This window comes from Flavisolibacter ginsengisoli DSM 18119 (assembly GCF_900129295.1).
GTDB lineage: Bacteria > Bacteroidota > Bacteroidia > Chitinophagales > Chitinophagaceae > Flavisolibacter > Flavisolibacter ginsengisoli.
The window spans coordinates 112,155-136,971 of the sequence record NZ_FQUU01000006.1 but is presented as its reverse complement, the minus strand read 5'-3'; the positions used below and the strand labels follow the sequence as shown (position 1 = coordinate 136,971).

The 24,817-nt window shown below is 37.9% G+C and carries 23 protein-coding genes; 9 read left to right on the top strand and 14 right to left on the bottom strand.

All coding sequences use genetic code 11. From position 1 onward, the window contains the following. Positions 1-30: 30 nt before the first annotated feature. Positions 31-741, top strand: coding sequence for a C40 family peptidase (locus tag BUA53_RS20935; RefSeq protein ID WP_084079945.1), 711 nt, complete (start codon positions 31-33; stop codon positions 739-741). On the opposite strand, the gene BUA53_RS09035 is transcribed toward BUA53_RS20935, so the two are convergent. Further along, a complete protein-coding gene (locus BUA53_RS09035) occupies positions 724-2,220 on the bottom strand; it encodes a polysaccharide biosynthesis C-terminal domain-containing protein (RefSeq protein ID WP_072835047.1) in 1,497 nt (498 codons plus the stop codon). The genes BUA53_RS20935 and BUA53_RS09035 overlap by 18 nt on opposite strands. Positions 2,221-2,697: 477 nt before the next feature. After that, positions 2,698-4,359, bottom strand: a complete 1,662-nt coding sequence (locus BUA53_RS09030) for a M1 family metallopeptidase (RefSeq protein ID WP_072835046.1) — start codon at positions 4,357-4,359, stop codon at positions 2,698-2,700. A 59-nt stretch (positions 4,360-4,418) separates the two neighbouring features. Here BUA53_RS09030 and BUA53_RS09025 point away from each other — a divergent pair, with 59 nt between their 5' ends. Further along, entirely contained in the window at positions 4,419-6,050 is a 1,632-nt protein-coding gene (locus BUA53_RS09025; protein WP_072835045.1) for an ABC transporter substrate-binding protein, read from the top strand. On the opposite strand, the gene BUA53_RS09020 is transcribed toward BUA53_RS09025, so the two are convergent. After that, positions 6,042-7,688: an aminopeptidase P family protein gene (locus BUA53_RS09020; RefSeq protein ID WP_072835044.1), complete on the bottom strand. Its 1,647-nt coding sequence runs from the start codon at positions 7,686-7,688 to the stop codon at positions 6,042-6,044. The genes BUA53_RS09025 and BUA53_RS09020 overlap by 9 nt on opposite strands. An 88-nt stretch (positions 7,689-7,776) precedes the next feature. Then, positions 7,777-8,049 carry a hypothetical protein gene (locus BUA53_RS09015; RefSeq protein WP_072835043.1) on the bottom strand — a complete coding sequence of 91 codons (273 nt, stop codon included), beginning with the start codon at positions 8,047-8,049 and terminating at the stop codon, positions 7,777-7,779. A 477-nt stretch (positions 8,050-8,526) separates the two neighbouring features. Here BUA53_RS09015 and BUA53_RS09010 point away from each other — a divergent pair, with 477 nt between their 5' ends. The 3 genes from BUA53_RS09010 to BUA53_RS09000 are packed head-to-tail and all read left to right on the top strand — an operon-like array spanning position 8,527 to position 13,897. Beyond that, positions 8,527-10,422, top strand: coding sequence for a DNA topoisomerase IV subunit B (locus BUA53_RS09010; RefSeq protein ID WP_072835042.1), 1,896 nt, complete (start codon positions 8,527-8,529; stop codon positions 10,420-10,422). A gap of 40 nt (positions 10,423-10,462) precedes the next feature. Continuing rightward, entirely contained in the window at positions 10,463-11,308 is an 846-nt protein-coding gene (locus BUA53_RS09005) for a DUF1835 domain-containing protein (protein ID WP_072835041.1), read from the top strand. A gap of 54 nt (positions 11,309-11,362) precedes the next feature. Next, complete coding sequence (locus tag BUA53_RS09000; RefSeq protein ID WP_072835040.1) at positions 11,363-13,897, top strand: DNA gyrase/topoisomerase IV subunit A; 2,535 nt, start codon at positions 11,363-11,365, stop codon at positions 13,895-13,897. A 123-nt stretch (positions 13,898-14,020) separates the two neighbouring features. Here BUA53_RS09000 and BUA53_RS08995 read toward each other — a convergent pair whose 3' ends face one another. The 6 genes from BUA53_RS08995 to BUA53_RS21210 form a co-directional block, all read right to left on the bottom strand. Then, a complete protein-coding gene (locus tag BUA53_RS08995) occupies positions 14,021-14,941 on the bottom strand; it encodes a hypothetical protein (RefSeq protein ID WP_072835039.1) in 921 nt (306 codons plus the stop codon). A gap of 21 nt (positions 14,942-14,962) precedes the next feature. Beyond that, a complete protein-coding gene (smpB, locus tag BUA53_RS08990; protein ID WP_072835038.1) occupies positions 14,963-15,397 on the bottom strand; it encodes an SsrA-binding protein SmpB in 435 nt (144 codons plus the stop codon). Positions 15,398-15,399: 2 nt separating this feature from the next. After that, positions 15,400-16,314, bottom strand: a complete 915-nt coding sequence (accD, locus tag BUA53_RS08985) for an acetyl-CoA carboxylase, carboxyltransferase subunit beta (protein ID WP_072835037.1) — start codon at positions 16,312-16,314, stop codon at positions 15,400-15,402. 193 nt (positions 16,315-16,507) lie between these two features. Continuing rightward, on the bottom strand, positions 16,508-16,705 hold the full coding sequence (locus tag BUA53_RS08980; RefSeq protein WP_072835036.1) for a hypothetical protein: 198 nt from the start codon (positions 16,703-16,705) through the stop codon (positions 16,508-16,510). A gap of 45 nt (positions 16,706-16,750) precedes the next feature. Continuing rightward, the gene (locus BUA53_RS08975; RefSeq protein ID WP_072835035.1) at positions 16,751-18,040 is read right to left on the bottom strand and encodes a flavin monoamine oxidase family protein; all 1,290 of its coding nucleotides are present in this window, start codon (positions 18,038-18,040) and stop codon (positions 16,751-16,753) included. A gap of 82 nt (positions 18,041-18,122) precedes the next feature. Continuing rightward, on the bottom strand, positions 18,123-18,296 hold the full coding sequence (locus BUA53_RS21210) for a hypothetical protein (RefSeq protein WP_175546045.1): 174 nt from the start codon (positions 18,294-18,296) through the stop codon (positions 18,123-18,125). A gap of 220 nt (positions 18,297-18,516) precedes the next feature. Here BUA53_RS21210 and BUA53_RS08965 point away from each other — a divergent pair, with 220 nt between their 5' ends. From BUA53_RS08965 to BUA53_RS08955, 3 genes are all read left to right on the top strand, one after another. Further along, entirely contained in the window at positions 18,517-19,671 is a 1,155-nt protein-coding gene (locus BUA53_RS08965) for an acyl-CoA dehydrogenase family protein (RefSeq protein ID WP_072835033.1), read from the top strand. 20 nt (positions 19,672-19,691) lie between these two features. Then, positions 19,692-20,348, top strand: coding sequence for a YggS family pyridoxal phosphate-dependent enzyme (locus BUA53_RS08960; RefSeq protein ID WP_072835117.1), 657 nt, complete (start codon positions 19,692-19,694; stop codon positions 20,346-20,348). An 86-nt stretch (positions 20,349-20,434) separates the two neighbouring features. Next, positions 20,435-20,641 carry a hypothetical protein gene (locus tag BUA53_RS08955; protein ID WP_139256392.1) on the top strand — a complete coding sequence of 69 codons (207 nt, stop codon included), beginning with the start codon at positions 20,435-20,437 and terminating at the stop codon, positions 20,639-20,641. 415 nt (positions 20,642-21,056) lie between these two features. Here the strand turns inward: BUA53_RS08955 and BUA53_RS08950 are convergent, their stop codons facing one another. From BUA53_RS08950 to BUA53_RS08940, 3 genes are all read right to left on the bottom strand, one after another. Beyond that, positions 21,057-21,944 carry a polysaccharide deacetylase family protein gene (locus tag BUA53_RS08950; protein WP_072835031.1) on the bottom strand — a complete coding sequence of 296 codons (888 nt, stop codon included), beginning with the start codon at positions 21,942-21,944 and terminating at the stop codon, positions 21,057-21,059. A gap of 60 nt (positions 21,945-22,004) precedes the next feature. Then, entirely contained in the window at positions 22,005-22,781 is a 777-nt protein-coding gene (locus BUA53_RS08945) for a sulfite exporter TauE/SafE family protein (RefSeq protein ID WP_217652963.1), read from the bottom strand. A gap of 77 nt (positions 22,782-22,858) precedes the next feature. Next, positions 22,859-23,443: an NUDIX hydrolase gene (locus tag BUA53_RS08940; protein ID WP_245793075.1), complete on the bottom strand. Its 585-nt coding sequence runs from the start codon at positions 23,441-23,443 to the stop codon at positions 22,859-22,861. Between the two features lie 422 nt (positions 23,444-23,865). On the opposite strand from BUA53_RS08940, the gene BUA53_RS08930 reads away from it, so the two are divergent. After that, a complete protein-coding gene (locus BUA53_RS08930) occupies positions 23,866-24,354 on the top strand; it encodes a DUF421 domain-containing protein (protein ID WP_072835028.1) in 489 nt (162 codons plus the stop codon). 2 nt (positions 24,355-24,356) lie between these two features. Here the strand turns inward: BUA53_RS08930 and BUA53_RS08925 are convergent, their stop codons facing one another. Beyond that, the gene (locus BUA53_RS08925) at positions 24,357-24,620 is read right to left on the bottom strand and encodes a hypothetical protein (RefSeq protein ID WP_072835027.1); all 264 of its coding nucleotides are present in this window, start codon (positions 24,618-24,620) and stop codon (positions 24,357-24,359) included. Positions 24,621-24,817 lie beyond the last annotated feature (197 nt).

Below are 24,817 nucleotides of genomic sequence, written 5' to 3'. Positions count from 1 at the left end.
GTATCCACCATCCACCTAATTAAAAGCCAAATGATTAAAGCCATCCTCTCCACAGTCACCATCCTCTTCTTTATAGGGATTTACCAACCTGTCTCAGCACAAGCAAAACAAGTTAGTTTAAATAGTTCTAAAGGAGATGTAAAGTTTCTTGATGATATATCTGTTGAAGTGGCTCCCATCAATACTTCTAATAGTGACCCTTCTACAGTTTTTACATCAAAAAAGAGCGAAACAGTTTTGAATTCGAAAAAGGTGGTAGAACCTTCTTCAAAGCCTGATATCGAAGCTGCTCAGAAATTACAATTCAAGTACGCCCTCATACTGGATACCGAAGTGGAAATGGTGAAAAATATTAACCTTGTCAGCCTTATAGATGAATGGATGGGCACCAGGTACAGATTAGGAGGCACTTCCAAATCAGGTATAGATTGCTCTGCCTTTATGCAAGTTTTATTTACGGGTATTTATGGCATTTCGCTTCCGCGCACTGCAAGGGAGCAATACAATATGTCTCAACGAATTTCCCGCACAGACCTTAAAGAAGGTGATCTTATCTTTTTCAACACCACTGGCGGTGTGTCTCATGTTGGCATGTATCTTCAAAATAACAAGTTTGTACACGCATCCTCCTCCGGCGTTACTATCAGTGACATTTTTGATGAATACTGGGTAAAAAGGTTTATTGGTGTTGGCAGGGTGCAGGATAGCCAGGAATCTTCTGTGCTAATTTCCAGGCTTTAATCTTTTCTTTATTGTTTGTACCACAGGATCAAGGTCGGGCGAAAGCTGCAGGTAAATGGCAGTTGAAGAATAAAGTGCAACGAAAAACAGGCTCCTGATAAAAATGCCTGTCCATCCTTCAAAGTTTTTAAACAGGAAATAGGTAACCAGGAAGCAAGCAATACTATGCAATAATACATAACCTGTTTGCCTTGTAAATGGCTGTAAGTTAAATTTCCTCTTTAAAAAGATGATCCTGATGGTATTATAAATAATATAGGATCCAAGGTTAGACCAGGCTGAGCCAATAATTCCAAATTTCTTCACCAGTATGATGTTTAAGGGAACAGCCAAAACCAATAGTATGACTCCGCTGAAAAAGTCAAACCTCCAGTAAGTTGAGGTCCCGATTATTTGTCCATTAACACCAGTGCCCATATCCACAATATTTTTCATGGCAAGGAAAAAGACCACCCATCTTCCTTGTTCATAAATCGGATCAAGGTGAAGTGAGGCGACGGCATATTCATAATTAAGCCATATCAATGCAAATAAAAAAGTTGAGATCATCAACAGGTTTAAACTGGATCGTTTGTATACCCTGTCAATGGTGGCAAAGTTCTTATCCTTCCAGGCCCGTGACAATACTGGAATCGAAATGGATACAAGGCTGCGCTGTGGAACCTGGATTACATTAGCCAGGTAAGAACTAAAGTCAAAAACAGCCCCGAAATTCAATCCCCTGAAAGATGCAATGGCAAGAAAGTCAACACTTTGGGCGGTAATATTAATGAGATTACCACTATAGGTGTAGGCCATCAAAATAAGGATCTTCTTTTTGAATTTCTTAGTGACTCTGCTTATCTCGAAAATAAACCTGAATTCGTGCAGCCTGATGAGGTATATCAATAAAACAAAGAAGCTTATAGCATAGAGTAGGCAAAATAGCCTGATAAAAAGGTCAAAATTTTTGCCCGTAAAGATGAATACAATAATAAGGAAGGTGGTAAATACCCTAAAACCAGCTTCCCGCAAAAAATTGGGAATGATGGTTTTCCCAATGGCCCATGCATAGGCCTCCAGAACTGAAAAGAAAAGAAGGAAAAAGGTAAAAGGGAAAACCCAATAATAATATTTTACTACCAGTGGGGATTTTGCAATAAACTTTTGAACCACAACGGATTGAAACATTATTCCACCCCCGGTGGTCAGTGCAAATCCAATGAAGGCAATAATTAAAGCAACACTGAGCAGGTCGTTTTTCTCGGAAGGGAGGTTGTCCTTATAATAAGGATAGAACTTATAGATAACTGAGGCAAAGCCAAATCCGGCAAAACCATAAAAGAACTGCCCTATAACAATAAAAGCTCTTGTTAATCCATATTGTTCAGGCGTAAAAATGCCCTGGCGGGTAAAAAGATAGGTATTTAAAGCACCAAAGGCAAAACCTACATAGATGAGTAAGGAAGAAATAATGGCCTGCCTTCGAATCACGCTCATAGGGTAAAAATAATTCAGAAGGTTGATTTGTATTTGATTATTAATCCTTTCTTGCTTTGGTTGTCATAAACCTAAAATTGATAGATCAATGCATTATTATTTTTGATAAAGTAATGCCAGTATAAAATGAAGTCGAATAACTGATCAGCTTAAAATCTTAGCTATTTATGTAACGCCTATGTAACGCCTATGTGCCGCCTATGTAACGGCTATGTAACGGCTCTTTAAAGAGGCGTTACATAGGCTTTGTGTACCTGTAATGATGACAAATAAATGGGAGGTCATTTCCCGGTTTGCCACTTATTTAATTGAATTGTTCATACAATTATGACTTCCTGGCTTATAAATTTCCGTCCGGCAAAGTATAATTGCCGCATTTGATTACCTGCAATTGTAAAGTTCAACATAGGCAGTTTCACCCTGTCTACATTTTCAAAAAAGGAAAAAGTAAAGACAGTCAAACAAGGGTATTGAATATTAATTCTTCTGAACCCTGATATAAAAGTTGCTATCTGCAGTAATGGAATTCACGTCTTTTCCAACAAGCTTAATTTTTTGTTCAAGCATTGTTGGATGAATCCACTGGCCATTAGTCAGTTTAACTGGCATATTAAAGCCTTTTATGCAGTTGGTCCATTTGAATTTGAGTAATGATCCAGATAATTTTAATTCCAGCACAGGGATCATTGTGGTGCGCAGGTATTGGTCATATATTTTTGACAGATCCTTGCCACTCTTTTGGGAAATATAATTTTCCACCTGTTTAGAAGTTACCGTCTGGTGATAAAAATCTTTGTTCAATCCCCTCAATATGGACCGGAAAATAGAGTCATTGTTGATGACCTGACGAATGGTATGAATCAAATTGGCCCCTTTGGCATACATATCCCCACTGCCTTCCTTATTGACGCCATAAGTACCTATAACCGGTACATCATTAGAAATGGTATTTCTTATTCCCTGTAGATATTCGTCTGCAGCCTGCTTGCCATAATAATATTCAATAAACAGCACCTCTGAATAATTTGTAAAACCTTCATGCACCCACATATCAGCTATATCTTTTGTAGTGATATTATTGGCAAACCATTCGTGACCGCTTTCATGAACTATAATGAAATCCCATTTAAGTCCCCAGCCGGTTCCTGACAAATCCCTGCCCAGGTAACCATTTTGAAATCCATTGCCATAAGCTACAGCACTCTGGTGTTCCATACCCAGGTGTGGGGCCTGCACCAATTTATATCCATCCTCATAAAAAGGATAGGGGCCAAACCAGTATTCAAATGCTCTGATCATGGGCTTTACCTGTTCAAACTGTTTTTTGGCTTTATCAAGGTCTTCCTGCAATACCCAATAACCAAGATCCAGTATTCCTTTCTCTCCATGAAAGGTGTCCGTCCAGTTCACATATTTTCCTATATAGGGAATGATATTGTAATTATTGATAGGCGCCGTTACTTCCCAAGTGTAGGAAGCTGTTTTTTCCGATACTGTTTTATTTTTCAATCGCCCGTTGCCAACAGCTACCAGGGTATCGGCAATATTTATGGTTAGGGTAGCTCCATTATCAGGCTCATCTCCCTGGTAGTCCTTACAAGGGTACCATACAGAAGCACCTAATCCCTGGCAGGCAACACTTATCCAGGGGTTACCAGCTTTATCTTTCTTCCAGATCCATCCACCATCCCATGGTGGTTTTATGGCTTCCCTGGGTTGTCCATGATAGGCTATGGTTATAGATTGAACGCTGCCTTTTGCTGCGCGGGGCAATGGTATATGCCAGACATTGCCCTCATTATAATAAGGTTTGGGAGGATAGTTGATGTATAATTTATTATTGTAAAAAATGGTATCAATAACAAGGGGCTTTTGAAGGTCTACCTGCAGGTAATCATTGTGTTTATCCTCAGTGATTTTATAGGTAATAGTGGTTTTTCCTTTTATGGTTTTTGAATTATAGTCAGGTGTTACCGAAATATCATAATGCAGTACATCCCACCATGATCTTTGTGGACCGACAGAACCTCTTAATGTATCCTGGTGGGTGAAAATTTCTTTTTTGTTTAGTGGCTGGCTAAATAGGGTAGGTGTACAGACAAGTAAAAAAGCTAAAAGGGACAGGTATTGTTTTTTCATTATAGAGGTTTGTTATTTCAACAAATACTTGTCTAATTTAGAACCCTTTTGATTACTACATGGTCAGTTGGTGTAAATATTTACTATTCATTACCGTTTTAGCAGTTAGTGGCTGCTATAACAGTGAGCAAAAAGATACAGGCATCTTTCATTACAATGAAAGCACAGGTATTGCTTCTATAGACCCCGCTTTTGCAAAGAACCAATCCATTATGTGGCCTGTGCACCAATTGTACAATACTATAGTGGAAGTAGATAATAATTTGAATATTGTTCCTTCCCTGGCAACAAGATGGACCATTTCGGAGGACAAAACGATTTATACTTTTTACTTACGAAATGATGTTTATTTCCATGACGATCCATGTTTTACAGGTGGAAAAGGAAGAAGGTTCACTGCCGGGGATGTGGAATACAGCCTGAAAAGAATAGTAGATAAGACCCTGGCCAGCCCAGGGTCCTGGATATTCAATGACAAGGTGGATAGCTCAGATGGGTTTAAAGCTGTTAATGATACTACATTCCAGGTTAAGCTTATTCGTCCCTATAATCCTATACTGGGGATTCTTTCCATGCAATACTGTTCCATTGTGGCGAAGGAGGCTGTTTTAAAGTATGGTACTGATTTCAGAAGACATGCTGTTGGAACCGGCCCTTTTCAATTCGTGGCCTGGGAAGAAGGGCAGGCCCTGGTGTTAAGAAAAAACCCTCATTATTTTGAAACAGATGCTTCGGGGAAGCGACTTCCTTATCTAAATGGCATCAAGGTTAGCTTTTTTGATTCAAGAGCCACTGAATTTCTCCTTTTCAGGCAGAAGAAACTTGACTTCATCAATGATATAGATGCATCTTTTAAAGACGAAGTATTAACCAAAACGGGCACACTAAGAAAAGACTGGCGGGGTAAGATAGCCCTGCAAACACATCCATATTTAAATATTGAATATTTCGGAATACTGGTAGACGAGTCAAACCCTTTATTGAAGAACTCTCCGTTGAAATTGAAAAAGGTGAGACAGGCTATGAACTACAGTATTGACAGGGAAAAGATGGTGCTTTATTTAAGGAATTCATTAGGAACGCCTGCGACAGCCGGATTTGTCCCTGTGGGTTTGCCATCGTTTGATTCAACAAAAGTAAAGGGCTATCATTATAACCCGGTATTAGCCAGGAAGCTTTTGGATGAAGCGGGTATCAAACGAGGAGAGCAAACGGTTATTAAGTTACAGACCATTCCCATTTATGCTGATATTGGTAGTTATATTGCCAGGCAGATGGAAGAGATAGGGTTGAAGGTGCAGGTGGATGTAGTGCAGAAATCCTTGCTACTGGAGCTCACGTCCAACTCAAGAACATTATTCTTTCGTGGAAGCTGGATAGCAGATTACCCGGATGCTGAAAATTACCTGTCAGTATTTTATTCGAAAAACCCGGCTCCCCCCAATTATACAAGATATTCAAACAAGGAATTTGATGTTTTGTTTGAAAAAGCAATCAGGGAAACAAATGACTCTATACGTTACCGGTTATATCAACAGGCTGACCAGGTAATGATGGAAGATGCACCAGTGGTTCCCTTATGGTATGACAAGGTAGTTCACCTGGTGCAAACAAATGTTTCAGGGTTTGAGCCTAATGCACTGAATCTTTTAGAATTGAGAAAAGTTCAAATTGCAAAGACTTCAAAATGATTTTTTCGCAGCACTCTTTAATGCGGGTGTTTTGTAATTATCTAAAACACTGTTTTCGGCAATCATTTTTTCTATTCCTTCAATAGAACGGGGTGCAAAAGAGGATAATAATTCATATCCGTTTTCCTTGATCAACGCGTCATCTTCAATCCGTACACTGATACCCCACCATTTTTTATCGCAAGGACTATCGGAGGGAATATATATGCCTGGCTCTATGGTTATAACCATTCCTTTCTTCAGGGTTTGAGATATTCCTTTATCATGTACATCAAGCCCGATATGGTGAGAGAGACCATGCGGATAGTATTTGGATACTTCTTCTTTATTTTTAATTATCCCCAATTTTACTAGGCCATTGGCTATGACATCTTTTGCAGCCACGGAAGCATCTGCCCATTTAGCACCATCTTTCAATAATTTGAATGCAGCTTCCTGGGCATCATAGACAAGGGTATAAATAGCTTTTTCTTCCGGCGAGAACTTACCGTCTACTGGAACTGTTCTTGTAACGTCTGCAGAATAACCATGATATTCTGCGCCTACATCCATCAACAAAAGATCGTTACCTACGCGCGTTTTGGTGTTTTCCATATAATGCAGGATGCATCCATTTTCACCAGCGCCTATGATAGAACCATACCCAACTTCTTCAGCGCCATATCTTTTGTGTATATATTCATGAAGACCCTGGATCTCTAATTCAGACATATCCGGGCGAACTGTCTTCATTACCTCATTTTGCCCAAGGCATGAAATCTCAACTGCTTTCCTGATAAGGGATAACTCCTCAGGAGTTTTGATCTCCCTTAAGGCACCTGTGATCTGGTCAAATAAAAAAGTATTGTTCCTGGCATCAGCTATCTGTTGTTTCACCCTGTCAAGGTCTTTTTCATCTTTGATATTTACTATCGCATTTACCAGCTCATTATCCTTGTATACAGGGGTTGAAGCCATTTTTGTTTTAAAGGCATTGATGGTCCTGTCCATATTGGGCATAGATGCTCTCCCGTAGAAAATTCCCAGGTCTTTATAAAGCGAGTTTGAATAATTGTCTGGCAATTGTATTTTTTGCCTGAACTGGGCAACCAGGTCATATAAATCTGCTTTCTCATTGGTTTCATCAGTCAGGCCTTCGGGCAGGCTTCCGAATATGACAGTTTTAAACTTTGACAGGTCTAATGGAAATTCCTTGAATGCATCGTTATTATAAACATGTGTAAAACCAAGTTTTTCTTTAACACCTTCCACGCCTAGTCTGCGGCCTGTCCATTGTTCTGCCAGGGCATTTCTTTTTTGAATGAAAAACAATTCATTGAATTGCGATCCATCCAATGCTGGCTGGTCCTCCTTAAAGATCAGTAATACCGAGTTTGGTTCTTTATAACCTGTAAAATAAAAGAGATCAGGATTCTGGTGGTAGAAGTAGTTAATATCATTGGAAAAGGTTCGGGTAGGGGCAGCAAAGACAAACATCACCGAGTTATCGGGCATGAGTTTACGAGCCGCTTCTCTACGGGATCTGTGGAATTCTTTTGATAAATAATCCCCTGGCAGGTCTTTTTGAGCCTTTGTGGTAATGACAGTTATAAGCGATATCGCTATTATAAACAGTCGCCTGTTAGTTATGGAGTGCATATGAATGGTTTGGGCTTTAAGATAAACCATTCATATTAAATAGAAACCTGCCAATTATATATAATATACCAGAAAGAAGATGACGATGTTAATCATCATCTTCTTCATAGTATGTTTCTTCATTATTATTATAATGCTTCTCCCATGCCTCGACCATGGCATCATTCAAACATTCCAATATATCGAAAAGCTTGTCATTCTTTTTTTTCCATTCTGTTTTCAGTTCATCCCTGTATTTAAATACATACATACAGTGGTCACTCTCCATTGTCACTTTTATCAATTCAATTGGCGAATCAACTTGTTCCTGTACAAGATAATAACATCCGGGTTCCAGCAATCCATACGAATACATATTCATTCCTCCGTTTTTGGGTGGTTTATTAACTCTTACTATGGGTTAGTAAGCTAATAAGGTTGTAAGTAGAATTTATGGGTAGTGAAGCAGCTTTGGTCTTTAAGACATTTAAACATGCCTTGTATAAGATCAAAATTAGGGGTTTTCAATCCATAAATACCAGAAAGTCTGCAAAAAATACTTAAGTTTTTAAAGCATTGAATATCAGCTAGATGTATAAAAAAATTTACCCAAAAATATTTTTAAAAAACTAAACAATTTAGTAAAATGAGCAGGTTTTTTTGTTATATTTGCCCACTGTTGAGCTGGTAGATTAAAAGATATTTATATAAATATTTGGCCCGTAAAAAGGTAAAAACCAGGCTAAAGAGCTGCTATGATATTCAGGACCTTCAAGTCAAAACATACTATCAGGTAGCTAAATAACTCTGGTAAGCTCAATCCATTTATTTTTACTCAAATTACTCTTGAAATAATCCTATGGCAGAAACTAAAAAAAATCTCTTTGAATATACAGAGGATAGTATCAAAAGTCTCGACTGGAAGGAGCATATTAGGCTTAGACCGGGTATGTATATTGGAAAGTTAGGAGATGGCTCCAGCCCGGATGATGGAATTTATGTTTTAGTAAAAGAAGTAATTGATAACTGCATTGATGAATATACGATGGGTTATGGTCGGTCTATCGAGGTATCTATTAAAGATATTTCTGTAACTATCCGGGATTATGGCAGAGGAATTCCTTTAGGGAAGGTGGTTGATGTGGTAAGCAAGATCAATACCGGTGCAAAGTATGATAGCAAGGTATTCCAGAAAAGTGTTGGTTTAAATGGAGTGGGTACCAAGGCTGTAAATGCTTTGAGCAGCTATTTTAAGGTGGCATCTTTCAGAGATGGTAAGGTAAAGGAGGCCGAGTTTGAAAGGGGGGTGCTGGTAAAAGAAAGCAAGGAAACCAAAAGCGATGGTGAAAATGGAACCCTGGTAACATTTATTCCTGACGAGACGATATTTAAGAATTATCATTTTATTTCTGAATACCTGGAAAAGCAGATCTGGAATTACTGCTTTTTGAATGCAGGGATGCGTATTGTTTTCAATGGTAAATCCTATATCAGTAAAAATGGGTTACTAGACCTGCTGGAACGCAATACAAATGCTGATGAATTGCGTTATCCCATCATTCATCTCAAAGGTGATGATATCGAGGTTGCCATTACTCATAATAATGATTATGGAGAAGACTACTACAGTTTCGTCAATGGACAACATACCACGCAAGGAGGAACACACCAACAGGCATTCAGGGAAGCTTATATAAAAGTGATCCGTGATTTCTTTAAGAAGGATTACGATGCCTCTGATATACGTCAAAGTATTGTAGCGGCTATTTCCGTAAGAGTAGTCGAGCCAGTATTTGAATCCCAGACCAAGACCAAATTAGGCTCCCTGAATGTGGAGGATGGGGGGCCAAGTATGCGGCAGTTTATTCTTGATTTTTTATCTAAGCAACTTGATAATTACTTACATAAAAACCCAACGGTTGCCGATGCATTAAAAAAACGAATAGAGCAAAGTGAAAGGGAGCGAAAAGACCTTGCAGGCATTAAAAAGCTGGCTAATGAAAGAGCTAAAAAAGCTAACCTGCATAATAAGAAATTGCGGGATTGCCGGGTTCATCTGAATGAAGAACCGCCAGCCAAAAACAAGCAGGAGTTTTTTGCCACCCAGAAAGAGACTACCATATTTATAACGGAGGGTGATTCTGCCAGTGGATCAATCACCAAAGCAAGGAAGGTGGAAACCCAGGCTGTTTTTAGTTTGCGTGGAAAGCCATTGAATTGTTTTGGCATGAGCAAAAAGGTTGTGTATGAAAATGAAGAATTGAACCTTTTACAGCATGCCCTTAATATAGAGGAAGGGCTGGAAGGTTTGCGATTCAACAGGATAGTAATAGCCACTGATGCTGATGTGGATGGCATGCATATCCGTTTGCTGATCATGACATTCTTCCTGCAATTTTTCCCGGATCTTGTTAAGAACAACCATGTTTATATACTGGAAACTCCATTATTCAGGGTAAGGAATAAACAGGAAACAATCTATTGCTATTCTGAACAGGAAAAACAGGCCGCTGTGAGGAAGTTAGGGTCTAAACCGGAGATCACACGTTTTAAAGGATTGGGAGAGATATCTCCGGATGAATTTGGTCGTTTTATAGGGGAAGAAATGAGATTGCAACCAGTGATTTTAGAACACGGAGACCATATTCAACAACTACTGGAATATTATATGGGGAAAAACACCCAGGAAAGACAGGAATTCATTATAAATAATCTTAAGGTAGAGTTAGATACTGTTGAAGAAGCAGTTGCCTGATGTATTTAAGGCCAGCTTCCTATTAAAATAACCAAAGCGAATGATACATATTGTTTTTCAACAACAGGATATAGAAGTATTAAAAAAGGCAATAGAACTTGATGAAAGTTTATCAGGAAGAGTTGAGATCATACGGGATGATTATGCTGTAGGACCTATTGCTGATATATATGAAGCTGAGGGTTACCAGCAGCGGAGAGATTGGTGGAAAGGGTTGCTTGAACTTTCGCCGTACAATACAGAACAGTTAACAGAAATGGTAGATGACCGCCTTGCTGTACACAACCTCAAAAGGGAACTGGAGGAGAATGTGAAAGAGGAAGTGTGGATCTGGATGGGCCAAAACCAGCATGATGTATGTGGTTATTATTGGCTGATATCTCAACTCCAGTCCTTCCAGGGAAGGGTAGTGATCCTTTACTTAAATAATCTTCCTTTTATAAATGAAAAGGGAAATATTTTCTATCCTACTTCATTGCATGAGATACAACCGAAAGAGTTTCTGAAAGCTAAAAAACTCAACAGGAAAGTTACGCCCAGTGAATTTGAAGTGGATCCGGATGAATGGAAAAAGCTTTGTTCTGAAAATGATATGGTACGTATGCTGGAGGGAGGCAAAAAGATAGCTGGAAAGAAAGAAGATTTTTATGATGCTGAGATACTGAAAGGGTTAACAAATGAATGGCAGAAAGGCAACAAAGCCATGAGTGGAATTCTTGGTAAAATGAAAATTAAGACCGGGGATGTATTTCTTTTATGGCGTATGAAAAAAATGGCTGAAGAAGATAAAATGGAGATTCATGGCGACACTAATAAAGGCTGGAAAGATTTTGAGGTGCGTCTGAAAAATAATACAGTAGAAGAAGTAAGCCTGGAAACCAAATAACAACCTATCCTGATTTTCCTGGTATAGGGTACCGTGGAAAGAAAATAAAATGCAATGAGTACTACGAAAAACAAAAACTACGAACATCTTCAAAATGACCATGGTATCAATGGTCAGTATAAAACATGGTTTCTTGATTATGCTTCCTACGTGATCCTGGAAAGGGCTGTACCTGCTGTTGAAGATGGGCTAAAACCTGTACAACGACGGATATTACATGCAATGAAGGAAATGGATGACGGCCGTTTTAATAAGGTGGCTAATGTTATAGGGCAAACCATGCAATACCATCCGCATGGAGATGCATCAATTGGAGATGCCTTGGTAAATATGGGCCAGAAGGACCTGTTGATTGATACCCAGGGGAATTGGGGAGATATACGCACAGGTGATGATGCAGCAGCATCGAGGTATATTGAAGGGCGCCTGAGCAAGTTTGCGCTTGAGGTGGTCTTTAATCCAAAAACAACCAACTGGCAATTGAGCTATGATGGTCGTAAAAATGAACCAATAACGCTACCAGTTAAATTTCCTTTATTGCTGGCACACGGGGCGGAAGGCATAGCTGTGGGTTTGGCCACCAAGGTATTACCACATAATTTCTGCGAGATCTGTGAAGCCGCTATTAAATATTTAAAGGGCAGAAAATTTGACCTATACCCAGACTTCCTTACTGGTGCCATGGCAGATGTAAGTGACTATAACCAGGGTATGAGAGGGGGCAAGGTAAAAGTGCGGGCTCATATTGAGGAATTGGATAAAAAGACTTTATTGATCAAGAGCGTGCCATACGGAGTGACCACTTCAAGCCTTATGGACAGCATAGTGAAGGCAAATGATAATGGAAAGATCAAGATCAAAAAAGTAACAGATAATACTGCAGCAGAAGTTGAGATCCAGGTGGACCTTGCACCAGGGATATCCCCGGATATTACTATTGATGCCTTATATAAATTCACTGATTGCGAGGTTTCTATTTCGCCCAATACCTGTGTCATTATAGATCAAAAGCCACATTTTGTTTCTGTCAATGAATTATTAAAGATATCTGCGGAAAATACAAAGGAGCTTTTGCAAAAAGAGCTTGAGATCAGGCTTGGTGAACTGCAGGATAAATGGCACTATACCTCATTGGAAAAAATATTCTTTGAAGAAAAGATCTACAAAGAGCTGGAGAAAAAACATGAGACCTGGGAAAAAGTAATACAATCCATTGATAAGGCATTTGGTCCGTTTACAAAGCAATTAAGAAGGCCTGTTACGCGGGAGGATATTTTAAAACTTACCGAAAAGCCTGTACGCCGCATTTATAAATTAGATATAGAGGAGTTGAATGCGCAGATCAAGGACCTGGAAGCACAGATAAAGCAAGTGAAGCATGACCTTGAATACTTAAATGACTATGCTATCACTTATTTTGAAGGCTTATTGAAGAAATACGGTAAAGGAAAGGAAAGGAAGACCGAGATAAAGATCTTTGAAGTTATTGAAGCCAAACACGTAGCTATTGCCAATACAAGGCTTTACTTAAACCGGGAGGAAGGATTTATAGGTACCTCACTTAAAAAGGATGAATTCCTGGTAGAATGTTCTGACCTGGATGATATCATAGCCTTTACCAAAAGGGGTATTATGAAAGTGGTGAAGGTGCAGGATAAAGTATTTATTGGTAAGGATATATTATATGCCGCTGTTTTTCGCAAAGGAGATGAAAGAACCACCTACAACATGCTGTATACAGATGGGGGTTCCGGAATTTCATATGCGAAAAGATTCAATGTTACAGGTATTACCAGGGATAAGGAATACGACCTTACCAAAGGTCATGATAAAAGTAAAGTGCACTACCTGACTGTTAACCCTAATGGTGAAGCTGAAGTTGTTAGAGTAATTCTTAGTCCTAATTGCACTGCAAGGAATAAAGAATTTGAATTCTATTTTGAAGAGCTTGAGATAAAGAGCAGGGGGAGTATGGGAAACCAGGTTACTAAATATCCTGTGCGTGCTGTGAAATTCAAAGAAGCAGGAGTAGCAACACTGGGAAGTATCAAATTGTGGTTTGACGATAAATTCGGCCGTTTAAATCATGAAGGTAAAGGATTAGAACTGGGAGACTTTGATGCAGAAGACAGGGTGCTTGTTCTGTACAGCGATGGTACATATGAAATTACTGACCAGGAATTAACACAGCGTTTTAATCCAGAGGAAGTGATGCTTGTAGAAAAGTTTGACCCCGAAAGGATAATTACAGCTGTTTACCTTGATAATGATAAGGTTCAATACAATGTAAAAAGATTCAGGATAGAAACAACAACCTTGAGAAGCAAGTTCCTTTTTATAAAAGAAGGAAAAGGGAATTTGCTAGAGGCAGTATCTACTGAAGAAGAACCAGTTTTAATTGTTCAAACAGGAAAAGGTGCACAGGTTCGTAAAGCAAAATTTAAAATAGCCAAAATGGTGGATGTCATGGGATGGAAGGCAGTTGGAGCTAAACTGGTTGACTTTAATAAAAATATCATGATGGAGTGGGAAACTTCAAATCGCCCTGCTATATCACCCGATCAACCTCAAAAGACTACTTTGTTTTAAATAATAGTCTTAAGTAAGTTGTATAAATAAGTTTTGGGGTAACTGTTTTAGAAGTCAGACAGGCGGATTACCCTCAATATTAAGTAACTTTCTAATAGAGTATTCTTAAGGAAAAGGAAGAAGTCAGGGCTTCTTCCTTTTTATTTTAACTGCAGCATTTTTTTCAAAATTGCTGGAAAGTCGTACTTCATACCTTTTTTTGCCATCATAGATTAGCATCAAGGCAGTATTGGGAGGAATGGAACCAAGATTATTGGCAAACATAGATAGCGTATTGGCTTCCATTGCCGGGTCAAGACCAATAGTCATATGAACAGAACGTGTACTTAATCTAAGATTAGCGCCCAATAATTTGTCATTAAAGAAAACTGAAATGGAGTCTCCATCAACTTCACCATTATCATAAAAGTCTATTTGTAATGAGTCTGATTCCACTTCGATCTCCCTTTGAACATCCAGTGCTCTTTCTTTATATTCATTGTTTACTACAATGTTCTGTATAGGCCTTTGCTGAACTGTAGCTGCAACTAATGTATCCGTTGCAGAGGGTGTCCAAACCTGGTATGTTTCCTTAAAATTTTTAAGTGCCGTTAATATGGAATCCTGGTTACCTGCTTCTTTATTCAATTGAAGATCAAAGGTTATATTTTGGCAGGTATACTTATAAGCATCACGTGCATAAAATTTTCCATTAAGATTTGAGCCAGCTTTAGCTATACGGTGTGTGGCGTGAAAATCCATTATACAATCCACAGACATATTTGTATTGGAACCGAAATATGGCACCGGAACATTGAACAGGGATAATTCCCTTGTTTTAGCGTTATAGGCACCATTTAGTTTCATACTTCTGAATGTATTCCTAAAATAATAATTCATTATGGCCTGAACCGAGGTATTATTCTGCTTTAGTATCAATTCTACAAGGTAGTTATTGCCGCCGCCATTTTCAGCTGTGGCAGTACCATACCAATATCCTACAACATTCTGTGCCTGTGAGGATATAGTAATGCCTAATAAAAAAACAAGAAGGATTTTTTTCATGAAGTGGTGGCTTATTATATTTTATTTGATGTAACGCTTGATCTCTCTTTCAGTATCTCTTTGCTTAATGGTATCTCTTTTATCATGTAACTTCTTTCCTTTGCCAAGGCCAATTTCAACTTTTGCCAAATTCTTTTCATTAAAGAACATGCGGAGAGGAACAATAGTATAACCTTTATCTTTCAGTTTGGATTCCATTTTTTTTAACTCACGGCGGTTCAATAGCAATTTCCGTTCCCGAATTGGGTCATGGTTATTTACTGTACCATGAGAGTATTCCGAAATATGCAGGGATCTTATATAAAGTTCGCCATTTATAAAAAGGCAATAGCTGTCATTAAAATTAGCCTTTCCTTCTCTAAGTGATTTCACCTCGGTACCCGTGAGCATGATACCTGCCGTGTATTTATCATCAATAAAATACTCGTAATAAGCGGAGCGATTTTTAATTTCCATCTCTAGTTCTTGAAAAGCGTAAGAACAGTAGCAAGCTTTTGCTTAAGTTCTTTCCGGTTTACTATAAAGTCTAAAAAACCGTGTTCCAGAATAAATTCACTTCGCTGAAAGCCTGGAGGCAGATCTTTCTTTATTGTTTCCTTAATGACCCTGGGACCAGCAAAACCTATCAGTGCCCCCGGTTCTGCTATATTAAGATCACCCAACATTCCAAAGGATGCAGAAATACCTCCAAAAGTAGGGTCGGTCAATAGTGAAATGTAAGGAAGTTTAGCATCGGAAAGTTGTGAAAGCTTGCCACTGGTTTTAGCCAATTGCATCAATGAAAAAGCACTTTCCATCATCCTTGCCCCGCCACTTTTACTAATTACCATGTATGGAAGTTTGTGTTCAAGACAGTAATCAATTGCCCTACTGAATTTTTCGCCCATTACACTTCCAAGGGAACCACCGATAAATTCAAAATCCATACATGCAATAACTATTGGATTGCCATTTACCTGGCCGGTTACCACTCTCATCGAGTCCCGGAGGTCTGATTTGGACCAGGTTTCTTCCAATCTTTGCTGATAGGGCTTTAGATCAGTGAAATTGAGAAAGTCCCTGGAGATAATATTATCAAAAAGCTCTTCATACTGGTTGTCATCAAAAAGGATCTCATAATATTCATTGCTTCCGATCCTGTGATGGTAATTGCATTTGGGACAAACAAATAAAGCTTCTCTCAAATCATTTACAGTGCATATGTAATTACATTCGGGGCATTTAGTCCATAAGCCCTCAGGGGTTTCCTTTCTTTCTGAGCTGGGAGTAGTGATCCCTTTTTTTAATCTTTTGAACCAGGAAGTTTTTGTTTCCTGTGTTTTTCCTTCTTCCCCTGCAAGATTGGCATCAAAATCTTCAAACTGTTGGAGCATTTATTCCAATTTGGTTTAGCGCAAATATATGCCGTTTAGCTTTTACCTCAGGTTTGGATGGGTCGTCGATGTTTAAGTTGAGAACGGGCATGCTAATGTCAATAGCATATAAGGCACCGGTGTATTTGATAATGTATTAATGGGGAGTTAAAGGCTATGGATGTAAGTGCGGTTTGAAAAACACAAAAAAGCCCTATTTAAAGGGCTTCTGATTATTTGTGCTTACAGGTTTGTTATTGCGGGTATCTTTTTCGTTATGGGTTATATCCGAACCTTTAGTATCCTGTTCTTCATTACTTCTGCTATCCAGGTCATCCCGCACGTCTGGCTTTGGTCTATGACCCGCCATCTGTTTATTTTGTAAGTTGTTTTGTGCTCTGCTTCCTTTCATAATAATCGGTTTTTTAAAGTATTAGAAAAATCATACCAAAACTCTTTAAAATGAAGCGATTATAGTATGAGCTGTATCTCTGCCTGAAACAAGGGCAGCCTCCACAGTACCAATCTCGGGACCATCAAATAAGGCTTCCCCTGCAAAATAAATACTGTTGTAAACTGGTTCTTTTACTATTTTCCTGAAATATGGACCATTGACCACTTCATAGGCATAACCACCTAAATTAAATTCATCGATTGCCCAGTTAAAGACATCCCACTCCTTCAGATTTTGTTCAAGGAACCTGATTTCGAGGTCAAATATTAATTGGAGAGATTTTAAAGATTTCAGTAAAATTTCATTTTTCGTACTATTTTTCATTTCTGCAGCCCGTGGTCCTGCTATCCACCCGGTTAAAATTGTAGAATCCTGAGGAAAGCTTGTCCACCAGGTTGGTATTTCTTGCCTAGAGAATAAAAATGACAACTTGCTAAGATCCTGGTTTCTTGTGTATTCCTTGCTTTTCCAAAAAGCCTCCCTGAATTCCAGAATTACTTTTATGACAGGCCCAAAACCTAATTCCTTAATAGCATTAATTTTTTCAGGAATACCCGGATTGAACTGGATTTTATCTTGCTGAAGAACACCTAAAGGGACAGTTATAAGCAGTTTGGCAGCATAGAAAGTACCTGATTGAGTGACCACCTCCGTTTTATTTTCGCCCCAGTTTATTTGTTCTGCTACATGTGAATAGTAAAAAATGCAACCATGTTCTTCGGACTGTTGAGCCAGGTAGCACATTAATTGGCTGTAACCTCCATCAATTCTATATTGTTCTTCATCAGAAGTATTTAATTCTTCGCATAAGGCATAAGTACTGGCTTTTGAGAGTTCTGCGGCATAATAGCCTTCCACATAATTTTTTAACGTAAACCGTAGCTCTTCATATTTATCATCCGTTAAGTATTTTTCAACAAAGGCCGAAACAGGCAGGTCATTTTTCAGCTGTTTGAATTTTTTTTCAAGGTCATTATAGTCTTCAATAAAATCTTCCTGGCGTGACAACTTACCGGATTTTTTTTGCCACAATTCCCCTTTAACCTCTGAGAAAGAAATTCCCGCCTGCTTTAAAAGGGTTTTTGTTAGGTTAAGATTACCATGAATAAATTCTGCTCCTGATTCAACTGGAACGGAAAACTTTTTATTTGCTATGGTGTGAATACGACCACCGAGACGGGCCCTTGCCTCAAGTACTGCTACCTTTCTGCCAGTTAAAGAAAGTTCATAGGCTGCGATTAAGCCTGAAGCACCTGCTCCAATAATAATAACGTCATATGGAGATTGATCCATTCTTTTTCTTATTCAAATAACATGCAAGATGTCTTTATTTAAGAAAGATGAATATCCTTAATTCTGTAATTATGAGAAGTGGTTACTTATTTTCTTTAACCCTGTGACAAAGAATTTCGATGGAAAAACTAAATGCTAATGCGAAGGCAACAGATTCCCAAATTGACTGTTTGCTTAAAGCAATGATCATCATGACCAGGCAAAATAAGCTGGTCATTACTGTAAGGGCATTTTTTTCAGAAAAATACTTTTTCATTCTGATAGGAAGTTTACGCGATTCGAGGTCAACAAATATAATACAGGCCTGGGTTTCAACAATAGTCGCCCTCGACCAACAAGGCTATTTCTTCGACAAAAAGATGTTAAGGATTTATTTATGTAGAACAGAACTGGAAATAGATGAGGGATATCATAACTGCAAGCCCCCAAAATAAAGGAAACCATCAATTATATTTGCGCACAAATAAACGATTGCTATGAATTTTGAGCTAAGTGAAGAACACTTGATGATTCAACAGGCTGCCAGGGATTTTGCCAGGACTGAATGTTTGCCAGGGGTTATCGAACGGGATGAAAAAATGCAGTTTCCCAGGGAACAAATCATGAAACTTGCTGACCTCGGTTTTTTAGGGATGATGGTAAGCCAGGAATATGGAGGGGCAGGTCTGGATACTATAAGTTATGTGCTGGCAATGGAAGAGATCAGTAAGATTGACGCTAGCGTATCAGTGTGTATGAGTGTTAATAACAGCCTGGTATGTTATGGTCTTGAAGCATATGGCACAGAGGAGCAAAAGCAAAAATACCTGACGCCGCTTGCACAAGGAAAAAAGAATGACGAGTTATATATTGGTGCTTTTTTGCTTAGTGAACCGGAGGCTGGAAGTGATGCAACGTCTCAAAGAACCACCGCTGAAGATAAAGGAGATCATTATGTATTAAATGGTACTAAAAACTGGATAACTAATGGTGGTACAGCGTCAGTATACCTTGTAATAGCCCAGACTGATGTAGCAAAAGGGCCAAAAGGAATTAATGTATTTATTGTTGAGAAAAGTTGGCCGGGGGTAGTGGTAGCAGCAAAAGAAAATAAGTTAGGTATTCGTGCAAGTGATACCCATACCATTTTGTTTAATGATGTAAAAGTGCCAAAAGAAAATCGAATAGGGGAGGATGGATTTGGGTTTAAATTTGCCATGAAAACGCTTGCCGGAGGCAGAATTGGCATCGCTTCACAGGCTTTAGGTATAGCTTCCGGGGCTTACGAACTTTCACTAAAATACTCTAAAGAAAGAAAGGCATTTGGTACAGAAATTTCTAATCACCAGGCTATAGCTTTTAAATTGGCAGACATGGCAACCCGGATTGAGGCAGCAAGGTTATTATGCATGCAGGCAGCATTTGATAAGGATCAAAAAAAGGATTATACCCTAAGTTCTTCTATGGCTAAGGTTTATGCTTCAGAAACGGCTATGTGGACAACCGTTGAAGCCGTTCAAATACATGGAGGCTATGGTTTTGTTAAAGAGTATCATGTAGAACGTTTGATGAGGGATGCCAAAATCACGCAGATATATGAAGGTACCAGCGAGGTGCAGAGGATAGTAATCAGCAGGTCGATATTGAAATGAAATGGGAAGAATGCAGGAACATGAGTGTAGATAAAGAAAAGTATTTCGAACTTCAAAATGAGCTTTCTTTAAAAGGAGTTGTTCTTATTGCTGTTTCTAAAACAAAGCCGGCGGAAGATATTCTTGAGCTATATGAATTGGGCCAAAGGGACTTTGGTGAAAACTATGTTCAGGAATTACTGGAAAAACACTCTGCGTTACCAAATGATATCCGTTGGCACTTCATAGGTCATTTACAATCTAATAAAGTAAAATATATTGCTCCATTTGTTCAATTAATTCATGGTATTGATAGTTTAAAGGTCTTACGTGAAGTAGAAAAGCAGGGGCAAAAGGTTCAACGTAAGATCGATGTTTTGTTACAAGTTCATATTGCCAGGGAAGAAACAAAATTTGGTCTTGATACAAAAGAATTAGATGAAGTTGTTCAATATCTTCCTGGGTGCAATTACTTGAATATAAAAGGTATGATGGGAATGGCTTCTTTAACCGAAGACCTTGACCAGGTACAAAATGAGTTCAAACAGCTAAAGCTGCTTTATGAAAAATATAGGCTCCTGATTCCTTCTTTTTCAATTTTATCAATGGGGATGAGTAGTGATTACAAAATTGCGGTTGAACAAGGCAGTAATATGGTTCGTATAGGCAGTTTGCTATTTGGCGAAAGGCATTATTAAAGCTGGTTTGTATGATTTCAAGGCAGAAATCCATTTCCGGCAGAGGCTGGCATGCTTTTTTTAAATTAATTGGTAAACCCTTAATCATGAAAAAAGTATATTTTTCTTTAGTAGCAGCTTTCTTAAGCCTTTTATCTTTTGCGCAGGACACGAAAAAAGTAGATGTTGATATTAATACAAAAGGCGATGGAGGTAACTGGTACGCATCACCTTGGGTATGGGTGGTTGGAGCCGCTGTGTTTATTTTGTTATTAGTTGCATTAACACGTGGAAGTGGCCGCAGGGCAGATTAAAATAGATTTATTTATTATATATATAGAAAAAGAAAAGATGTTCTAATGGACATCTTTTCTTTTTCTATAAGATTCTTAAATGTTTTAAAAATCTGTATAAGGTTATTTCTCTGAAATACTTTTCATCCAAAAATGGATCTTTCTAAAATTATTTTTACTGATGTTCAAAAAAGATTCTTCTGTAGTACGGGTAACGTATAAAAGGTAACAGATTATTGCCATCAGCACTATAAAAAACCACATTGGAAACATAAACTCTGATTTGAGTTTATAAAACCAAAGACCGTTCCAAATGTTGGTTGTAATTATTTGCCTTTTTTTGACTGTGAAAGTAAAAGCAAAAAGTTATTAATTTCACCTGTATACAGAAACCGCTTTTTTATAGAATCAAAAAAGTGGAACAGTTTTCTACAGTTTATTTAAAAGAAGATCTCATAACTTTTAAAAGTCCATCAGCCGACCATTGGGGTGCTACTATAACCCGGCGCACAGTATATAAAGGTTGTAAGGAATCTCTTTTTGTGGCAAGCTGGAAAGCCATTTTATAACCTCTTTTCTCTATTTCAGGGATACCAGATTTACTCCAAATACCAAAAGGATAGGCGAAATAGTCAACTGGTTTACCTATTATTCCTTCCAGCTTTGTTTTTGTTTTTACTAATTGCTGATCCCAATCATTTACTACTTTTTTCTTTCCACCTTCTTCTATAGCATGTTCATAAGTATACCGGTCAACTCTGCTATGATCCCATGTATGAGATGCTATTACATGACCTTCATCTGACAATTGTTTGATTTGCTCTTTTGTCATGTAATTAGGTCTTCCTATTGATATGGTCATAATAAAATAAACACCTTTAAAGCCATATTTGTCCATTTCTGGTTTAGCAACTGAAAACTGCTCCTGATCGGTATCATCATAAGTGATCAAAAAAGGCTTCTCTGGTAAACTTCCACCAAATACCAGGTAATTATAAAGCTGATCTGGTGTAATAGATTTATATCCGCTATCTGCGAGGGCTTTTAATTGGGACTTAAATTCAGTTACACTTACTTCATACTCATTTTTTAGTTCCCTTGTAGAAGCTACATTTCGTATATGATGATAACAAAGAACCGGAACCTCTTTTTTTGCCATAATTTCTGCAGCTGTAGCAGGGGTTTTAGCGGGTTCAGAAACTTTGCTGCTGTCTATTTTGGATTTGACGACAGTAGACTCTTTTTCTGTTACAGTAGATTGGTTGCTGCAACTGAAAATAAATAATGATAATGTAGCAGTCAGGAAGAAAGTAAGGCTTTTCATACAATTTAATGGTAATGAAATACAAAAATGAAGGTTTGATTATTTAAATGGAAATACTATTTAAGCTTTAACAAAAATATCGTACATAAAACGAAGTAAGGTTGCTATTACGATGAAAAGGAAAAGAGTACGGATAAAACGATTGCCTTTTGCTATTGCCAGGTTAGCCCCAATTGCGCCTCCTGCTGCATTACAAACTGCCATTGGAATTGCAATGGCCCATATGATTTTACCCTTTAAGAGAAATAATGTTATAGAACCAAGATTCGTTGCAAGGTTCACTAATTTGGCATGAGCTGAAGAATGAAGAAAATCAAAACCTAGCAGGCTGACAAAAGCCAGAATCAAAAAACTGCCCGCCCCTGGTCCAATAAAACCATCATAAAATCCTATGATTACACTTATGAAAATTGCGTACAACAATTCCTTTTTATCTGAAAGTTCCTTAGCCTGGTGCTCACCAAATTTTTTTTTGCTGAATGTATAAATAGCTACCAGGGCCAACACCACCAATAAAACCGGTTTCATAAACTGATTGCTTATTATTGTTAGGAGTTGGGATCCCGCGAAAGATGAAAAAAAAGCTATTGTACAAATAATCGTGATCAGCCGCCAATTTAAATTTACCTTTTTGAGATATTGGACCATGGCCAGGCTGGTGCCACTAAAAGAAGGGATCTTTAAGGAAGCTATTACAGAAGCAACAGGAAACGAAGGTAGAATAACCAGGGCTGCTGGCGTTTGGATCAAGCCACCGCCTCCAACTATTGCATCAACAAATCCTGCACAAAAAGCAATTAGACAAAGTAAAGCCAAGTGGTAAACTTCCAAATTCATAATGGGGTGCGAAGATAGAGTCAGGGGAGTGAAAAAAGTTGATATACAGATCCCAATTGGTAGGTTTCAAGATCTTCTCATACTTCTACTTTAGAGATTAGATCTTCTATAAGGACTGCCTGTGCGGGATTAATTTTAATTTTTGCTTCTTGTATATCAAACCAGGCAGCTTTGTCTACTTCTGGAAAAGTTAGCCATTTGCCAGACTTGTAAGGCCATTCCATTTTAAAGCTATTGGAAATTATTGCATCCGCATCAATATCTCCCTCTATTCCCCATGCATATACCCATTTTCCACCTTTTTGTTTTATTGGATTTAATGAAAATGGAATGCCTTTTAGATCATGACCTGTTTCTTCTTTAAATTCCCTTATAGCTGCTGAGAGCGGTTCTTCATCTTCTGAGAATTCGCCCTTTGGAATAGACCAGGCACCAGCATCTTTCTTTTTCCATATTGGGCCACCGGGATGCACTAAAAAGACTTCTATTTGAGATTTCTTTTTTCTAAACAATATGATTCCAGCGCTTTTTCTCATTGTTGTTTTTTCCCCTTGAAGTAAGGTAATAAATGGGAATAGATATCCAACCCAACCAGAATAAATATGTACCAAAATGAAATCTCCATCCCAGGAGTTTATGGGAAAGGTTATTTGTAAAGTCATAAAAGGTAAAGAGGGTACCTATCACTCCTAAAAATAGGATGGTTAAAGAAATCTTGTTAGCATTATTGCTTTTCAATCTTTTATATAAGAAATGTAATATGAAGAAAAGGATTAAAAACACTAAAAACATCACAAGGAATCCTATATAGGGATGTTTTAAAAACTTGTATTGTGTATAAATAAGATTGATCCCAACTCTACCTGTCAGAGAAAGTTGTGATAAAAAGTATGCAGCAACCAGGGAAAAAAAAGACAGAATCAAAAGGTAAACGCTGCGTCTTTTCATAAAGCTCTTTCATTTATAAATATATTATTGCTCATTAGTAATTTAATTAAGCTTTTTATCTCTTCGCTATTATAGTCAAAGAATCTCACTTTGAAGTATGGCATTTTTTTTATTATAGTTCTTTAAAAAAGATATAATGGAATTTTTAAATCAATGGTGGGGTATTAATGAAAATATAACCCCGTTAGAAATATCTGAACGATCTGCAGTCATGTTTTTGATTGCCTTGATATTAATTCGGATCTCGGGTATGAGACCATTTGGGAAAGGTGATGGTGTGGACACAATTATTACCTTTCTAATAGGTGCGATATTAAGCCGTGGTATTGTTGGAGCTACACCATTCTTTTCAACAGTTCTTTCTGTTGTTGTAATTCTTCTTATCCATAAAATAATGACCAAATTTTCACTATTCAATCCAGGGATTGAAAAAGTGGTAAAGGGGGAAAGCTATTTACTATATAGCAACCATGAGTTTAATCAGGGTAATATGAAAAAAGCAAATGTTTCCTTAAGAGACATATATGAAGAGCTCAGAATTCAAACAAATTCTTCAAGCCTTGATAAAATCTCTGAAATATATATGGAAAGGACAGGAGGGCTGAGCTTTATTGAAATGGATTGACCTCAGCTAACTTCTTCACAAATGGCATCATTGAGAAGGTTCTCATTCCCGGAAACCCATACCGGAAGTCCTTCATCTACAATTTTCCATTGATTATCGGCTTTCTGCATTTTAAACATTATTCTGTTTCCCCTATCATCTGGTACATCAACATGGAATAACGAGTTGGAGGTTCCTGGAAGCATCCGGAAATTGAATTCTCTTAATCTATTAGCCGCTTTGATAAGCTTGGTGAAATGAATATTCCTGGTGAAATTGAAGTTCATGGCAGTATTTGGCTGCTATTTAAGCAATTCCCGTGCAACAATTCATTAAAAATTTCATAAGACTACTAAATATTGCCAGTTAAACATATAATACAAGATCTATTTGTTATCAATACTTACACTGTAGGGAACTTTAACTTGAGTGATCGTTTACATTTTGTAAATTTGCCATTCAATCAGATAAGAATTTTAAAAGT

What these genes read in the sequence shown, in the direction of transcription:
- BUA53_RS20935 (WP_084079945.1), top strand. Translation starts at nt 31, where the DNA reads ATGATTAAAGCCATCCTCTCCACAGTCACCATCCTCTTCTTTATAGGG.
- BUA53_RS09035 (WP_072835047.1), bottom strand. Translation starts at nt 2,220, where the DNA reads ATGAGCGTGATTCGAAGGCAGGCCATTATTTCTTCCTTACTCATCTAT.
- BUA53_RS09030 (WP_072835046.1), bottom strand. Translation starts at nt 4,359, where the DNA reads ATGAAAAAACAATACCTGTCCCTTTTAGCTTTTTTACTTGTCTGTACA.
- BUA53_RS09025 (WP_072835045.1), top strand. Translation starts at nt 4,419, where the DNA reads ATGGTCAGTTGGTGTAAATATTTACTATTCATTACCGTTTTAGCAGTT.
- BUA53_RS09020 (WP_072835044.1), bottom strand. Translation starts at nt 7,688, where the DNA reads ATGCACTCCATAACTAACAGGCGACTGTTTATAATAGCGATATCGCTT.
- BUA53_RS09015 (WP_072835043.1), bottom strand. Translation starts at nt 8,049, where the DNA reads ATGAATATGTATTCGTATGGATTGCTGGAACCCGGATGTTATTATCTT.
- BUA53_RS09010 (WP_072835042.1), top strand. Translation starts at nt 8,527, where the DNA reads ATGGCAGAAACTAAAAAAAATCTCTTTGAATATACAGAGGATAGTATC.
- BUA53_RS09005 (WP_072835041.1), top strand. Translation starts at nt 10,463, where the DNA reads ATGATACATATTGTTTTTCAACAACAGGATATAGAAGTATTAAAAAAG.
- BUA53_RS09000 (WP_072835040.1), top strand. Translation starts at nt 11,363, where the DNA reads ATGAGTACTACGAAAAACAAAAACTACGAACATCTTCAAAATGACCAT.
- BUA53_RS08995 (WP_072835039.1), bottom strand. Translation starts at nt 14,941, where the DNA reads ATGAAAAAAATCCTTCTTGTTTTTTTATTAGGCATTACTATATCCTCA.
- smpB (WP_072835038.1), bottom strand. Translation starts at nt 15,397, where the DNA reads ATGGAAATTAAAAATCGCTCCGCTTATTACGAGTATTTTATTGATGAT.
- accD (WP_072835037.1), bottom strand. Translation starts at nt 16,314, where the DNA reads ATGCTCCAACAGTTTGAAGATTTTGATGCCAATCTTGCAGGGGAAGAA.
- BUA53_RS08980 (WP_072835036.1), bottom strand. Translation starts at nt 16,705, where the DNA reads ATGAAAGGAAGCAGAGCACAAAACAACTTACAAAATAAACAGATGGCG.
- BUA53_RS08975 (WP_072835035.1), bottom strand. Translation starts at nt 18,040, where the DNA reads ATGGATCAATCTCCATATGACGTTATTATTATTGGAGCAGGTGCTTCA.
- BUA53_RS21210 (WP_175546045.1), bottom strand. Translation starts at nt 18,296, where the DNA reads ATGAAAAAGTATTTTTCTGAAAAAAATGCCCTTACAGTAATGACCAGC.
- BUA53_RS08965 (WP_072835033.1), top strand. Translation starts at nt 18,517, where the DNA reads ATGAATTTTGAGCTAAGTGAAGAACACTTGATGATTCAACAGGCTGCC.
- BUA53_RS08960 (WP_072835117.1), top strand. Translation starts at nt 19,692, where the DNA reads ATGAGTGTAGATAAAGAAAAGTATTTCGAACTTCAAAATGAGCTTTCT.
- BUA53_RS08955 (WP_139256392.1), top strand. Translation starts at nt 20,435, where the DNA reads ATGAAAAAAGTATATTTTTCTTTAGTAGCAGCTTTCTTAAGCCTTTTA.
- BUA53_RS08950 (WP_072835031.1), bottom strand. Translation starts at nt 21,944, where the DNA reads ATGAAAAGCCTTACTTTCTTCCTGACTGCTACATTATCATTATTTATT.
- BUA53_RS08945 (WP_217652963.1), bottom strand. Translation starts at nt 22,781, where the DNA reads ATGAATTTGGAAGTTTACCACTTGGCTTTACTTTGTCTAATTGCTTTT.
- BUA53_RS08940 (WP_245793075.1), bottom strand. Translation starts at nt 23,443, where the DNA reads ATGACTTTACAAATAACCTTTCCCATAAACTCCTGGGATGGAGATTTC.
- BUA53_RS08930 (WP_072835028.1), top strand. Translation starts at nt 23,866, where the DNA reads ATGGAATTTTTAAATCAATGGTGGGGTATTAATGAAAATATAACCCCG.
- BUA53_RS08925 (WP_072835027.1), bottom strand. Translation starts at nt 24,620, where the DNA reads ATGAACTTCAATTTCACCAGGAATATTCATTTCACCAAGCTTATCAAA.